At 57.9% G+C, this 14,664-nt stretch carries 13 protein-coding genes and 2 pseudogenes; 10 read left to right on the top strand and 5 right to left on the bottom strand.

Features of this window, described 5'->3' with window-relative positions:
• The first annotated feature begins 75 nt into the window (after positions 1 to 75).
• From K6T50_RS03815 to K6T50_RS03785, 7 genes are all read left to right on the top strand, one after another.
• A complete protein-coding gene (locus tag K6T50_RS03815; protein ID WP_222608085.1) occupies positions 76 to 1,350 on the top strand; it encodes a hypothetical protein in 1,275 nt (424 codons plus the stop codon).
• Positions 1,350 to 3,767, top strand: a complete 2,418-nt coding sequence (locus tag K6T50_RS03810; RefSeq protein WP_222608084.1) for a type IV secretory system conjugative DNA transfer family protein — start codon at positions 1,350 to 1,352, stop codon at positions 3,765 to 3,767. The genes K6T50_RS03815 and K6T50_RS03810 overlap by 1 nt, the downstream gene beginning before the upstream one ends.
• A 335-nt stretch (positions 3,768 to 4,102) precedes the next feature.
• Entirely contained in the window at positions 4,103 to 5,485 is a 1,383-nt protein-coding gene (locus K6T50_RS03805; RefSeq protein ID WP_222608083.1) for an ATP-binding protein, read from the top strand.
• Between the two features lie 197 nt (positions 5,486 to 5,682).
• Positions 5,683 to 6,606, top strand: a complete 924-nt coding sequence (locus K6T50_RS03800) for an ArsR family transcriptional regulator (protein WP_222608082.1) — start codon at positions 5,683 to 5,685, stop codon at positions 6,604 to 6,606.
• A complete protein-coding gene (locus tag K6T50_RS03795) occupies positions 6,603 to 7,415 on the top strand; it encodes a DUF6036 family nucleotidyltransferase (protein ID WP_222608081.1) in 813 nt (270 codons plus the stop codon). Before K6T50_RS03800 ends, K6T50_RS03795 begins: the two co-directional genes overlap by 4 nt.
• Positions 7,416 to 7,583: 168 nt before the next feature.
• Positions 7,584 to 7,730: a DUF2080 family transposase-associated protein gene (locus tag K6T50_RS03790; protein WP_390182311.1), complete on the top strand. Its 147-nt coding sequence runs from the start codon at positions 7,584 to 7,586 to the stop codon at positions 7,728 to 7,730.
• Positions 7,731 to 7,733: 3 nt separating this feature from the next.
• The gene (locus K6T50_RS03785) at positions 7,734 to 8,963 is read left to right on the top strand and encodes an RNA-guided endonuclease InsQ/TnpB family protein (RefSeq protein WP_222608079.1); all 1,230 of its coding nucleotides are present in this window, start codon (positions 7,734 to 7,736) and stop codon (positions 8,961 to 8,963) included.
• A gap of 58 nt (positions 8,964 to 9,021) precedes the next feature.
• Here K6T50_RS03785 and K6T50_RS03780 read toward each other — a convergent pair whose 3' ends face one another.
• Entirely contained in the window at positions 9,022 to 9,417 is a 396-nt protein-coding gene (locus K6T50_RS03780; protein ID WP_222608078.1) for a hypothetical protein, read from the bottom strand.
• 50 nt (positions 9,418 to 9,467) lie between these two features.
• Here K6T50_RS03780 and K6T50_RS19220 point away from each other — a divergent pair.
• A pseudogene (locus K6T50_RS19220) lies at positions 9,468 to 9,572 on the top strand (RNA-guided endonuclease InsQ/TnpB family protein); the annotation flags it as partial.
• An 88-nt stretch (positions 9,573 to 9,660) separates the two neighbouring features.
• Here K6T50_RS19220 and K6T50_RS03775 read toward each other — a convergent pair.
• Together K6T50_RS03775 and K6T50_RS03770 are read right to left on the bottom strand one after the other, a co-directional pair.
• Complete coding sequence (locus K6T50_RS03775) at positions 9,661 to 9,981, bottom strand: helix-turn-helix transcriptional regulator (protein WP_222608077.1); 321 nt, start codon at positions 9,979 to 9,981, stop codon at positions 9,661 to 9,663.
• 710 nt (positions 9,982 to 10,691) lie between these two features.
• A complete protein-coding gene (locus K6T50_RS03770; protein WP_222608076.1) occupies positions 10,692 to 11,363 on the bottom strand; it encodes a coiled-coil domain-containing protein in 672 nt (223 codons plus the stop codon).
• An 86-nt stretch (positions 11,364 to 11,449) separates the two neighbouring features.
• On the opposite strand from K6T50_RS03770, the pseudogene K6T50_RS19215 reads away from it, so the two are divergent.
• Positions 11,450 to 11,551 (top strand): annotated as a pseudogene (locus tag K6T50_RS19215) (RNA-guided endonuclease InsQ/TnpB family protein); the annotation flags it as partial.
• 14 nt (positions 11,552 to 11,565) lie between these two features.
• Here K6T50_RS19215 and K6T50_RS18880 read toward each other — a convergent pair.
• Positions 11,566 to 12,171 (bottom strand): DUF8170 family protein, encoded by a 606-nt coding sequence (locus K6T50_RS18880; protein WP_225935364.1) that lies wholly within the window; start codon positions 12,169 to 12,171, stop codon positions 11,566 to 11,568.
• A 125-nt stretch (positions 12,172 to 12,296) separates the two neighbouring features.
• On the opposite strand from K6T50_RS18880, the gene K6T50_RS03760 reads away from it, so the two are divergent.
• Positions 12,297 to 12,740 (top strand): ArsR family transcriptional regulator, encoded by a 444-nt coding sequence (locus tag K6T50_RS03760; RefSeq protein ID WP_222608075.1) that lies wholly within the window; start codon positions 12,297 to 12,299, stop codon positions 12,738 to 12,740.
• 298 nt (positions 12,741 to 13,038) lie between these two features.
• Here K6T50_RS03760 and K6T50_RS03755 read toward each other — a convergent pair whose 3' ends face one another.
• Complete coding sequence (locus K6T50_RS03755) at positions 13,039 to 14,568, bottom strand: TROVE domain-containing protein (RefSeq protein ID WP_222608074.1); 1,530 nt, start codon at positions 14,566 to 14,568, stop codon at positions 13,039 to 13,041.
• Between the last annotated feature and the right edge of the window lie 96 nt (positions 14,569 to 14,664).

The following is a 14,664-nucleotide window of genomic DNA, read 5'->3' as shown; positions in this document are numbered from 1 at the left end:
ATGAAAGAAGACAACGCATCTCGGCCTGACGTATCGGCGCGAGCACACTCACTGATCGATCGGCTATCGGATGAGGTGATCGCGAGCAAGTTCGGCGAGGAGTTGCACCACGGCGTCCCGGGCCGGTCACTGTTCACCCGGGCGCTCGAGCGGCTCACAGCGGTCTGTGGAATTGTCACTGAACCGGTTCGAGATGAACTGCGGACGAAGAACCGGTGGGTCGGGGTTATCACCATCCCGATTGCAATTAGCATCGTCGTCGCGGTTGTGGGCGCAGTGTGGGCGTTCGTCGACCCCACAAGCCCAATACAGTATCTGCCTGGAACGCTCCACCCGCTCATCAGAAGCGCACTCTGGACATTCCCGCTGTTCGGGGGGCGGGTGATCGGCGTCTTGGCGGTTGTGACAGTGCTGTTCGTGATAGGGGGCATCATTGTGCTCATCCCATCGATGACTCGGGGGATGACGTCCGAGTCAACCGCCCGGAGCACAGTAGTCAAAACGGACTCAGGGGTTGAAGCGACCATCGGCGCTGACGGCGACATCGATGTCGATGCGGTCGTCGACAAAAGTCTGGGTCGCGATGTAGACAGTGGTCCCTCGACACATGCAACGCTGCATGCGGCCGCGACTGACGCCTGTGGGAAGGCCTCGGACACCCTGACGCTGTGTACTGGGTATATTACGGTCGCAGCGGAGAGCCCGGGATCGATCATCGTCCCCGAAGCAACCTCGCAGGATGACCTGAACCAAATCCCCGGCGAGCGGCTGGTACGGACACTTCGGCGATCGAGCGTCCCGTATGCCGGCGTTGAGTTCCGCCTCGTGCCTGTCGACATTCCGTTGTTCCGCCTCAGGCAGTTGGAGAAGCGAGACAGTGCCCATCCGGAAACATCGGATATCGTGGAGCACGCTGAGACTGCGACCGGGCAGTTCCAGGCGACGGCTGTCGGCTTCACTGTCGGTCACAAATCCGCTGGAACCGATGCACTCACCTCTGCCTTGGGCGATATCAAGGCCTACATCGACCGAACGCCTGGATTGAAAGCGACGATCCACATCAACAGCCAGTCTGTGGGGTCGGCTCGCCGGTCACCGCCGGCGGTGCTCAGTCCGAACTGTGTCTGGGACGGGTCCAGATCGATCGTCAAGCAGGATATCTCGCTGCCGGGCCCGTTCGGGAACCCGCTTCGCGAGAAGCGGACGCCGATCGTCCTCCCGGGAGGCGTGATCGACTTCGTTGCCTCGGAGACGGACGCAAATGCGGGGGCTCTCGGCCAGACCGACCGTGAGTCCCAGTTCTCGAACGACGATGACGACCTTGATGATATGTTCAAGGGTGACGATTAGTGGGGTTCACGATCGGCCAGATCGAGAAGCGACGGGGTGACGGACTACGCCCCGTCGAGATCCCCGTGGAGTGTCTGCCGTTTCACACGCTGGTGTGTGGCAAGACCAACACCGGCAAGTCAGTCCTCGGTGAGGCGCTGTTCGCCTCGGCACACCAGGAACTGGCGGGGCCACGGATCCTCATCGATGGCAAAGGCGACGGAATGAGCGAACGGATCATTCGGTCGCTGGTTGCCCGCGGAGAGGATCTCGACTCTGTCGTGTACATTCCCGTCGGCGAGGTGTTGCCCGCGCTGTCGTTTTTCGACATCCGCGCGGATCTCGACGCGGGGATCGAGCGGTCGCGAGCCATCGAGAACCGGGCTGACCGGTATCTGGAGGTGATCCGGTATCTCGTCGGCGACGGCGAGTTCGGCAAGCGAACAGAGACGACCATTCGGGCGTTGATCCGTGCGGCCTTCGATCCGGCACACGGGAGTGAGACGTTTCGCCACAGCGCCTTGCTCGAGGAAGCGCGTGCCATCCAACACGGCGATTCGGTGCCGGCCGTCTCCAGCGACCGGGCCGCCCGCGTGTTGGAGGGGCTCGCCCAAGAGCGTGAAGACCTCCGGAGTGCGACCATGGCTGGCGTCGTGACCAGTCTGGAGCGTGTCTCCGGGCAGGCTGATCTCGCGGCGATCTTCAATCACGTCGCTACCGACGAGTCCACGCCGCAGTTCACCTTTGAGGAGGTGCTGGATTCGGATGTGACCGTCCTGTTCGATCTGGGCGGGATCGCGGGCGCTGCCCAACGGGCAATCGCGATCGTCGTGTTGGCGTCGCTGTGGTTCGCGTTGCAACGCCGGAGCTCGCGACTCCCCTTCGACGTGACGCCGGGGCACGTGCTCGTGCACATCGAAGAGGTGGCCAACATCGCGTTGACACCGCTGTTGTCGGAGATGTTCTCGGAGGGCCGCGGCTACGGGCTGTCGCTCGTTGCCTCGATGCAGTTCCCCGGCCAGGCCAAACACGACTCGCATGCACCTGACCGGCTCTATCGCGAACTGGTGACGGAATCACACGCGTTTATCGCCGGGCAGATTCCCGACGATCCCGTGTTGGCGAGTCAGTTGTCGGTCCGAAGCATGTCGCCCGCCGAGACACAGCAGGTGTTGAGTGCGCTGCCACAGGGGCGGTGGCTGTTTCGGCCACCGCCCGAGACGTTCGACGGGCGTTCGGCGACGACGGTGCCGATCCGGTCGCCGGAGTTGCCTGCGGGGTATCCCGACAGTGCGCGGCCCTTGTCGGCTGACGAGCGTCGGGAACTTGATGCAACATTGGAGGAACTCATCGAGCGGACACGCCAGGAGTGCGGGATCCACCCGAACGCATACGAACACGTCACTGTCGCGGACGCCTCCGAGCCGTCGGAGACGCCGTCGGTTATCCAGACAGGGACGACACTGCCGGTGACATCGGTGTTGCCCGACTGTGTTTCGTATGCCGACTCCCACCACGCGATCGCCTGTGAGCACCCCTCGTGTTCGCGGCTATACGACCCGTCGTATACTGGGTTGTTGGAGGCCGTGCGGTGTCACCACTCCCTGGCTGACATTGCGCCGGAGTCGATCCCGACGATCGAGGCACGGCTGAAGCTGTCGGCCGAGGAGGTCGCAGCGGCGCATGTCTCCATCCGTGGGATGGTGTTCCTCCAGGTCGTCCTCAATGCGACCCGGGGTGTCTACTCGCCTGCGGAGTACGACCTCGTGCACGACTCGATGGTCGAGTTGCGCAAGTACTGTGGGCTCTCTCGTGACGAGCTCGATGAGTTGCTGGATGCGGGCCTGGTGAAGCGAGACGACGGCCTACGTGCGACGTTGTACACCGTGACTCGCGAGGGTCGCGCGCTGTTGAACGAGCACAATCGCGAGGGGATCGATCATGGCGACGGCTACGGCGACCTCGAGGAGACTGCCACCCACCGGGCGTTAGTCGAGGCGCTGCGTCGCTATATTGTGACGGAGTACAAGCACAGTGAGGAGTCACCAGTCGAGCGGGTGATCCCGTATTATGAACCGCCAGAGGTGGCGTTTCGTGTCGATGTCGCCGGCGTTGATGGTGATGGAACCGTCGTCGTCGCTGGCGAAGGCGAACGCAAGAACAACGACGCTGCGGAGGCCGCTCCGCGTGACTTCGACAAGATGGCCGAGTTGGGAGCCTCAGAGGTGTTGTGGGCGGCCGTCACCCGGAAGGCTGCCCATCAAGCAATTATCGGACCGCTCTCTGACCCGGCAGACGGGGAGCCACGAATCGAGAGTTCGTATAGTCAACGAACGCCGATGCGTGACGTGAACGATGCGATCGACTGCGCCGGACTGACCGAGGTGTTCACCATGAAGCATCTGCGGGATGCGCTTGGTGAACCAAGTCTGGCGTAGCGTCAGTCCGGGGAGAGTATTTTTTGTGGGATGTGCGGAGAACTGGAGACGTTCTTGATTCTACGTAACACGCCCGAACAGCGCCGATTCGATGACTGAAACGGCTGTACTGTCCGGTTCGATCGGCTCAAATACGGCTACTCTCCCGTGACCGACTCGCACTGTCGCTGGACCACGGCGACGCGTATCTGGTCGAAGGGCTGTGCGTTGCAGGTGACCAACGTTGGAGTGAGCACCTGAGAGCCCTGAGGCAAACAGCAGATAGAAATCGAGATTTCTGAAACTATGATTTCCAAAATCGGGAGTTCTATTTGAATGGGGATAGTATCGGAGGTATGGAGCAATTCATTGATCGAGATGTCGAACTCGATCAACTCACGGACTGCTACGAGTCCGAGACTGCAGACTTCGTCGTCATCTATGGTCGTCGTCGCCTCGGCAAAAGCGAGCTCGTTCGCCAGTCTATCATTGATCGGGATGACGCTGTCTACTACCAGGCCGTCGAGTCCACGGCACAGAACCAACTCGAACAGTTTGTCGACACCGCCACTGCACAGTTCCCATCGTTGCAGAACGTCCGCCGCGACTGGGAGGTACTTCTCGACACACTCGGCGACCAAGACGCCGTCGTCGTTATCGACGAGTTTCCGTTCCTTATCGGGGAGGACGAATCGCTCCCGTCACGGATCCAGCGAGTCTGGGACTTGGAGCTACAGGAGACTGGGATGACGCTCGTGCTCGTCGGCTCATCGATCAGTGTCATGGAGGATAAGGTGCTCTCGGGAAGCGCACCCCTGTACGGCCGGCGGACCGCGACGATCGATCTCAAGCCCCTCGATGTACCCGACGCGCGCCAGTTCTTCCCAGAGTACGATCCGGAGACAGCCATCACGGCATGGTCGATCTACGGCGGCACTCCCTACTACCTCCAGACCATCGATCCTGATCAGTCGCTTGGAACGAACGTCCAGCAGGGGATCCTCTCGGAGCGCGGGCTCCTATACTCCGAACCCGAGTTCCTGCTCCGAACCGAACTCCGACAGCCGAATACGTACTTCAGCATCCTCCGAGCGCTCGCCCACGGGCGACGCACCCCGAACGAAATCGCCGGTATGGCCGGCGTGGAGTCAGGGTCGCTCAGCACGTACCTCCAGAAACTCCGCCGCCTCCGTCTCGTCGAACGCCACATCCCCGTAACGGAATCACCGACGGCGTCGAAACGCGGCCGGTATCGTATCGCTGCGCCGCTGTTTCGATTTTGGTTCCGATTCGTCTACGGGAACCAGGACCAGCTTCGGATGCTCGAGGACGATGCGTACGACGAACTCGTCGAACCTGACCTAGCGGATTACGTGAGCCCGCTGTTCGAACGGCTTTGCCAGCGAGCGCTCCCAGACCTCATCGTTCGGCAATTCCGTGACCTCGGACAGTGGTGGTTCAAGGAACACGAACTGGATGTCCTCGGCCTCACCAGCGATGGCCTCGTCGCTGGCGAGTGTAAATTCACATCCCAACCCGTAAGCGAAGGCGTCCTCGCCGACCTCGAGCGAACAGTGTCGGAAGTCCGATGGTCAGAAGAGCCGGCAGACGGGGAGACGCTGTACGTCTTGTTCAGCCGCTCCGGGTACACTGACGACCTCCAACACACCGCTGACAGACGAGCTGACGTCCGGCTTTTCGAATTGTCTGACCTGCTGACTACTGAGACGAACGCATAGCAGGGGCTGTCGGTCACCATCAGGAACCCATCTACAGACGGAACAGGCCGAGTGCCTCGGGGCTTGACCCCGAGGCAGTTCACCAGGGCTTTCTGAACGGAGGACTTTCAGTGGTATCTTTTCGCCCTCGAGTGCGTCCATCGTGTGTTGCAAAATACCGAAATGATTTATATATCGATTCGCTAGTATGCAATAGCATGCTCACAGCAGGTGAAGTTCGCGCCCTCAGTGCTCTCCATGGTGAGCAAACGCTCTCTGAACTCGCAACGAATCTCGATCGAAGTCTCAGCTACACCTCTGAACTGCTTCAACGGCTCGAACGGGCTGGTCTCGTCGAGACACGCCGAAAGGGGAAAACAAAGCAACTCCGGCTGTCGGACGCAAAGGCACTCGAGGTACTCACGGACCTCACGCAGCAGTATTCACACATTGACTGGCCGGAACTGTTGTCTGGTGCAACCCTCCGTGTGTGCTACTATCTCGACATCCCACGGACCGTGACCGACCTCGCATGCCATGCCGACGTCCACAGAAGCACCGTCCACCGTGCACTAGCCCCGCTTCAACATCGCGGAATCGTCTACCAAACTGACGACGGAGCGTATGTACTGAATGACGGCTTCGAACAGCTGAGCGTACTCGCTCGTGAGTTGGCCCATCACACTCACCGCAACACTGTCGAAGAACAGACCCACACGTACACCATTCTGTGGGAGTCTCTCGATGAATTCCTTGTCCAGACGACGACTGAGATCGCCCAGGAACAGTTCCTTCCGACAGGTCCAGACCAATTCCAGCGATATGGCCTCCCGCTGTTGGCACGTGAACGTCGATACTACTTCTACTCGGAGTCGACGAATGAGCTCTCGCCGGAGACATTGTGCTGTCACATGCTCGTGATCGATTCGGGTACACGGGCGCAGTCGTACTGCCTGCTCTTGCTCAGTCAGGTCGACATCGACCGCGACAAACTCCGGGCCCAAGCCGCCACGTACGGCGTCGACGACGCCGTCGAGGAACTATGCACATATCTCGACACCAGCGGTGACCAGCGGACGTCCCGGCTACCTGAGTGGGAGGACTTCCAGGAACTGGCAGACGAATACGAGGTGACCGTATGAGAGCGAGGTTCGATCGCTCATACATTCGCTCAGAACTCGAGCGTATCGGCACGCAGCTGGACAACCCACTCACCGTCTTCATGATTGGCGGAGGGTCGATGGCGTTTCGTGAACTCAAAGAAACCACAAAAGACATCGACCTCATCGTCTCCTCTGGCAATGATCTGAGTCAGCTCCAAGCGGTGCTCCTCGAACTGGGATACGATATCGTCAGGGAACCGAACGAAGAGTATGAAGAACTCGGTGCCCAACGAATCCTCGAGAACGATGATGGGTGTCGTATCGACGTATTCAACCAGCAGGTGATTGGCAAACTGATTCTTTCTCAAGGTATTCGTGAGCGGAGCGAACGGTATCTCAACCCAGGTAACCTGGTGGTCCAGCTCGTAGGTCCAGAAGACATCTTCTTGTTCAAAGCAGTCGCCGGTCGGGTGAACGACATCGAGGATATGTTTTCGTTGATGCAGACCGGGCTCGAGTTCGACGTCGTCGAAGCAGAACTCAAAACGCAGGTTGATCTATTAAATCAAGAGCTCTTCGTGACGTACGTGAACGAGGCGCTGACTGATCTTTCCGAGCAACACAATGTAACGACGCCATTGCACGAGCCCGTTGCGGAGATCACCGAGCGCGTCTATGAGGAACTCGAAATGCTGCACGCGCTTGACGAACCGAAATCAGTGGGTGACCTGCAACAAGAACTTCACTGGCCTGCAGCGGACGTACAGGAGGTTGTGAGGCGACTGAAAGAGAAAGACACAGTCACGATAACGGATGGACGGGTAGAACGGAACTCAATGACGATTTAATGGAATTAGGTGCTAAGTCCCCTTCCTCAAGCAGCAACGCAGGGAGCGAAGCGACCGAGTAGCGCAGTAGGGAGGGGATACAGCGCCGCACGATTCTCAAACACGTCCACCGCTCGACTCACAGGCCCACCGCTACCTTTATGTCTATCCATAGTATATACATCGGTGATGGATAGGTTTGAAATCGAAGGCCAAGAAGTCCTCGACGGAACCGCAAAACCGTCGGGGAACAGTGCCCACGTCATTGTCCCCAAACGCTGGCGCGGAGCCGACGTGAAAGTCGTGCGAGTCTCCGAACCCGACTCAAACGAATAGTCCATGCACTACAACTACAAGTATCGACTCGACCCGTCAGACACCCTCACCGAGACACTTCTACACCAAGTCGATACTTGTAGACAACTGTACAACCACATCCTCTACCTGCTCAACGAGGCAGACGACATTCCTGCTCGCTACGAGGTTCAGGGACGGCTTCCCGACCTCAAATCGTGGTGGGACGACCTCGGAGATGTTCACTCGAAAGTCCTCCAGATGGTCGTCAAGCGCGTTTACGACAACCTCTCCACGCTCACAGCGCAGAAGGAGAACGGACGCGCCGTGGGAATGCTCAAGTGGAAACCGCCTCGGGAGTATCGGTCGCTCACCTACAACCAGTCCGGCTTCAAACTCAAGAATACGAGTGGTCGGCCTACGTTGTGGTTGAGTAAAATCGGTGAGATTTCGATTCACCTTCACCGCGACATCCCCGAGAACGCGACCATCAAACAGGTCACGGTCAAGCAGGAACCGACAGGGGAGTGGTATGCCACGTTCGGTATCGACGTAGACGAAGCAACGCCCAGGAAACCGGAGACTCCCGAACGAGTCGTTGGAATCGACGTTGGTATCCTGAAGTACGCCCACGACACCGACGGATACGCCATCGAAAGTCCCGATTTCAGCGACGAGCGCGACCGGTTGGAACGCGCTCAACGCAACCTCTCGCGGAAGGAACACGGCTCTGCGAATTGGGAGAAACAACGGAAGGTCGTTGCCGAACGTCACGCCGACCTGAAGCACAAGCGGCGAGACTTCTTACACAAACTCTCGAACTACTACGCCACCGAGTACGACTTCGTGGCGGTCGAGGACTTGGACGCGAAGGGGCTGGTCGAACTGCCGGGCAACTCGCGGAACCGGGCAGGCGCGGCGTGGGGGACATTCCTTCGGATGCTCAAATACAAGTGTGAACGCGAAGGAACGCACTTCGCCGCAGTTGACCCGAAAGATACGACGAAAGAGTGTGCGTCCTGCGGCGTCAAGACAGACAAACCGCTGTGGGTTCGTGAACACTCGTGTCCTTCGTGTGGGTTTGAGGCGGATAGGGACGCGAATGCGGCGTGGAATATTCTGTCTCGCGGTCTCGAAGAAGTAGGGGTGGTTCACTCCGAATCAATGCCTGTGGAGACTGCGCTCCCTGTGGATACGTCCGTATCTGCAAAGCGCGTCGTGGAAGCAGGAAGCCCTACCCTCAAGGAGCGAACCGCGTCAGCGGTGAGCGAGTAGGGTGGGGTAGTTCACCAATAGTTGGTATCAACAACCGCAACGGCTTTCTCCGACATCCTCAGGCGTGCGACTCATCGTCCGACGATTCAGATGACTGCGAGTCCGTCCACTCTGGGAGATCGTCATCGTAGAACGCATCGTCGCTCGGCAGGCCATCTTCAAGTTGGGGCTCAGGGGGCGTCCGGTCGATCGATTCTCGCAGGAGTTTCATTCGGAGCGCTTCCTCACGGCCCAGGACGGATTCGACGGTGTCGTAGTCGATACGGCCGTCGTAGTAGGCGTCGCTGAGCCGCCGCCGAAACTCCTCGTTGGTTGCGAGTTCTTCGAGTTCGTCCTCGAGGGCATCGATGAGGAGCCGTGTTCGAGAGATGTCGAGGATCTCAACGACGCTGTCTGCGCGTTCGACGAGGGACGTCGGAGCGTTGAAATCGACGCGGGTTCTCTCTTCTGCCATTCTTGCATGTGTGGAGTCTACACATACTTAGGTTCGACTCCATCAATCAGACACCTGTGGAGACTGCGTTCCCTGTGGATACGTCCGTACCTGCAAAGCGCGTCGTGGAAGCAGGAAGCCCCACTCTCAAGCGCGAGCCGTCAGGTGAGCGGTAGGGTGGGGTAGTTCACCAGAGCCACATCGAAGGGAACAGCGCGAGTTCACTGGTCACCGTAGCCGACCAGTTCTGGGAGGACGCCGAGATCAGGCCTTTTCCCCGTAGGAATCGTCAGTCGTCGAGACAGAGCTGGCGTTCATTTGCGCCGCGTACGAGGCGAGGCGATCATCGTCTGCTATGGCCCAGTACCGCCCGCGGTGGCGGACGAGGCCCCGTTCCTCCAAGCGCGACAGCGCAGCTCCAACGCTCCCGCGATTGATGTCTGTTGCTTCGTGAATCTCCGTCTGTGTGAACGCCTGCTCGCTGTTCTCGGCAAGGAACTGAAGAATGCGATACGGTTGCGTCCCCTCCTGGATATCGAGGACGTCCGGGGGATCGTCCTCGAAGTGGTCGATGCTGATGGGCATGTGTAATAGACTGCAATAGTACGTAATAAGCCTACGTGACCCACTCGTGAGGGGAGCTACCGAGGGGGCGCCGACCGCTGAATTGGGATATAGAGTCACTTCCAGTCGAAATCAGACACCGACGAGTTGCAGGATGCAGAGGGTGAATTCAGAAGGCCATTCCTCCCCTTCATTCCAGTGATATGCATCTGAATTGGCCGATAGGAAGGAACTGCGAATCTGGGTAGTACTTGTTCAAATGATCAATATTTTGCCCGTATTATTTCAATGATTGAAAACACCGCCATCAGATTTGGTAGGTTATACAAGAAGAGTCCCACCAGTGTCCATACAATTCGGGTTAGTAACGGCCAATCGCTCCCATCAGCACCCATCCATTGTGTGTACCCCAACTCAAATACAGGACCTAGAGCAGACGTAATGATCGAGGAAATGAGCAGAGCCAAGATCAAATCGATTATTAATATTGTTTTATTCATGCTCGTGAAATCCACCGTTTAAACTTGAACCTCAGGTCACTTGTTCAACCGAGAGTTCATATAGGGCTCTTATTTCACTCGTCAATGTTGATACCACTCTTCTGAATATATCTCTTGTACATGCCGAGGGTGAGGCACGCTTCTACCGCGGTATAAACTTCAATCAATTTGCACAACTGTACGGATTGGTACGTCTTCGCACAGGGGGAACCGTTGCTTTCGGTGATGAAATCACAAGCGCTTGAAACGGCGTCCTTTTCCGCCCATTTCTTTCTCCCAGTCGTTCAGTTCACTTTTTAGACTTTCAATCGTCTCTTCGAGTTCATCAATTCGTTCTTCAATGCTATCTCGCCCTCTGTATCTTCCACTGAGGGAAAACAGAGTATCATTCAATTCTTCTAATTCCTCCTCAACATCCTCGATCTGCTCCTCTAACTCATTTGTTCGACCCTCCAGACTGTCCCTGCCTCGGTATCTTCCGAACTTCTCATAAATAGAGTCCTGAACTCCCTCTACTTTCTCTCCTGTAGCGTTTACTTCTTCCTTGGTTTGGGCAATCTCATTCTTGGTGGCGTTCACCTCACTTTTGGTTTGGTTAATTTCCGTCTGAGTGTCCTCTATCTCGTCCTGAACCGTCTCAATCTCCCATTTATATATTAACAACACACCAAAGTCGAGAAGAATACCGGAAAAAATCAGAGTCCCTCCCAAGACAGGTTTGGTCGAAAGAAGGTTTGAACCTCCGATTATTGAAACCGCACTAAGAACCAACAAGAGGATTTTGAGAACGAAAGTGTACTCCTGTAACGTCTCGATAGTGGCATCAATTCTAGCCATTTTGACCCATTGTAAGGACATCCCATCTATACCCTTTGGGTTCGGTATTTCGACTGTATCTTGCACACCATTCTGGTCATCTTCTGAGGGTTCAACAGAGCCGGTAGACGTATCCTCGGTTCTCGCTTGCGATGAAGGAATAACCTGGAGACACGCCTGTGGAGACTGCACTCCCTATAGACACTTCCTCATCTGCAAAGCGCGCCATCGAAGCAGGAAGCCCCACTCTCAAGCGCGAGCCGTCAGCCGAGCGGCAGGGTAGGGTAGTTCATGGAATCTTGTTCGTCGCCGCCTTCAGGTCTTCAACATCTACCCATTCAACGCTCTGCTCTCCCGTCAGAAGCAATTCGACGTGTGAGGCTGCCATCCCGTTCTCGTATCGCCTGCGTTCCTCCTGTTCGCTCTCATATGCCCGTTTGAGAATCCATACCTTCTGGCGGTACTCCGGTGCAAATAGCAGGCCTAGTTCCCAGACGTAGCCGCCGTCGAAATCCTCGAGTACTCCGACAATGTGCGTCGCCTCCCCGCAGAGAATATCGAAGACGCGTCCCCACAGACGGATGTCTTCCGGGGTGAGGCCGAAGTCTTCCAAACGGGTAGCAATAGCCGGGGGATCAGTACGCTCGTCGAGCAGGTCGTAGACGATCATCCGGCGCTCGGCTGCTGCTGTATCCCCACCCGCCCCGACGACGAGGTATCGGCGGTCGAACCGTTTGATTCGATTCAGGCGTTCACCGTTGAGGAGGTCCTTGATCCGTTGGTGCTCCGTTGGCGTCAGGCTGATACTCTCAATCCCGTCCATGATCTCGTCTGCATCCGGGATCTGTGATCTCTCCCAATCGTCTTCGTCCCCCGATCGTTCGCCACTATCCATAGGTGTCCACTGTCCGTTCACCACTTCAATTATGGTATCTCCGTCCAATTAGTTGTGATAGTATTTGTGCTACCGACCTCATTCTGATGCAAGTGTTTATGCTGGTCGGGAACATGTCTACGGATATGAGCCACGTCCCGCCCCAGGCTGATGACCCCCCTACTGAGGATACTGAGGAGTTCAATACCTGGAGGGCACTGCAGAAAGCCACCGATTCGAAGCGGGCCGACATCCTTGCGGACATTGTCGGCCATCCGAACGGACTCCCCACTGTGGAGGAACTGGATTATATGAATCCTCCACTAAGTGACGACGCGATCCGTCGGCATCTGAAGACGCTGATGGATGTGGGGGTAGTTGAGGAAGTGGAACTCGAAGTAGGGAACCGTGTCAGAGGCTACCCCTTCAAGTTCTACCGACTTACTGAGCCAGCTCGCAAACTGTTCGACAAGAACGGTCTGTTCCCAGAAAACGCCTGGAAACGACAGTACCAGTCCGTCGAGAAGACAGACCGCATCCGCGACATCGAAGAGATGCCGCGCCCGGATCTGTCTTCATCCAGCGCCTGAAGACCTGTCTCGTCCGTCCCAAGACACTCGTCGTGGCATTCGTGAATTTCTCCGGGACGGCTCAGAAGTGGTTTTGGGCCGTGCTGTCTGACACGGATGAATCTGGCTGAACCAACGCCCCACGCGAATTACTACACTGTATTATCCTCTCCGTTAAGGCGCGTCTCACGGTCCAGATGTTCCACAACTGTACTCAGAGTGCGCGAGGGACAGTTCGAACGCCCGTCTCGATCGTGGCACGACCGCTTGGTTCCGAACTCCACCACTCGCACATTCTCAAAGAAAGATTCGGACAGGGCTAGGTCGGCTCGAACGCCTCGATCTCATCAATGACCTGCTTCGGATTCTCGGCGTGTTCGAGGAACGAGAGGACGTTTTCCGACCACCCCGAGATGTTGTAGACGTTCTCGTAGCCTTCTGGTGTCACCAAGTCGCCATAGGCCGCGAGATCGACGAGATACAGCGCGGTGTCCGCAGACACCTCGTCCCGATAGGCATCGAACGCGTCTTTGACTGTTTGGGAATCGCGGGCTGTGAACGGCGTATTGTCCCAGATCTGCATATCGGTGAAGACGATGATGCGTTCAACAGCATCCTCGCGGTCGTGGAGGTGCCTGATAGCCTTCCAACCGTTCGTCGAGTTCCCGACGTCCTCGTCGATCGCCAACACCGCCGATTGGCGCTGCAGGACTGGCGTGTCGACGTGCATCGGAACGGTCTGGAAGTCATCGCCGAACCCGCCGACGTCAGCACCCTGGTCGGCCAGGATCGCACCGAACAACGCACCGATCTCCTTCAGTCGGAGCGTGCTGTTCGCAGACAGCGGATGATCCATCGATCCCGATAGGTCGACTGCGACAACGGTATCGCCGAATCCGCCAGGCACCGTCTCGACCGCGACATCAATTGCGTCTTCGAGCCACTGCTCGACCGTCGGTGCTTGGACATCCGCGTCTTGCAGCGCGGTGTAGGCCTGGTAGTACCGGAACGGGTACAGCGGCGCGTGTCGGACGGCCTCCAGGTCGAGGTGATCCACGACGGTGTCCTCCGGAACGCCGGCTTCGAGCATGTTCCGGAGGTTCCGGATCGACGCGAAGATGGGCAGCGTGTACTCGTCGTCCTCGATGAGCAGTTCCCAGGCGGCTTGGGTGTTGCCGCGCTCGGAGATAACCGTCTCCCACGTGTTCGGCGCCGGCAACGGGTCGACGTCGGGATAGTCGTCAAGGCCACCACGCATGAACCGCTCGAAGAGCGCTTCCTGCTCGGCGTCGACGGGCGTGGGGTGGACGCGGTTGAAGACGTCGTGCAGCGTCACCTCGCGCCGCGACAGGTCGTACTTGCCCAGCGTGTAGGCGTCGGCCATCTCCACCAGCGCGTCCTCGATCCCGCGTCGAAGCGGCCACGGCGCAGTCCCGCCGAACAGCTGATCGTGGACCGCGAGCGCGGTGGCCGTCTCGTCCATCCGCTTGATGATCGCCGGCGCCCATTCGCGGATGAGCGACTCGGGGGAGTCGTCCTTGAATCGGTCGTCGTTGGCTGCCAGTACGAGTAGCACTTGTGGGATGTCCCGCAAGTAGAGCTCCTGGCGAGCATAGGCCGCGAGCTTCAGGACGAACTCCGGGTCCTCGTTTGCGGCGGCATCGAACTGGCGAACGACAGCAGCGAGTTGTTCGTCATCGGTCTCGTAGAACGAGCCCTCCAGCAGTTGGTTGATCGTCTGCTTGTACAGTGCGAGTCGGGGGTCGGCAGGCTCGAACGCTTCCCCACCTTCGTAGTTGGTGGTCCGCGTTGCCTCCGCGACCGTTTGCTTTGGCGTGTTGAATTCCATCCTATCACTTGGAGCCGCGACAGGCGACTCCGATACCGATGTTGCCCACTCACTCTGTGAGCAGCGAGTATCGGGAGAGAAACTTCCCGAACCAGC

This window comes from Halobaculum magnesiiphilum (assembly GCF_019823105.1).
In the GTDB taxonomy this organism is placed as follows: Archaea; Halobacteriota; Halobacteria; order Halobacteriales; family Haloferacaceae; genus Halobaculum; species Halobaculum magnesiiphilum.
Note: the sequence above shows the minus strand (reverse complement) of the source record. Positions and strands in the feature narration are given on the sequence as shown.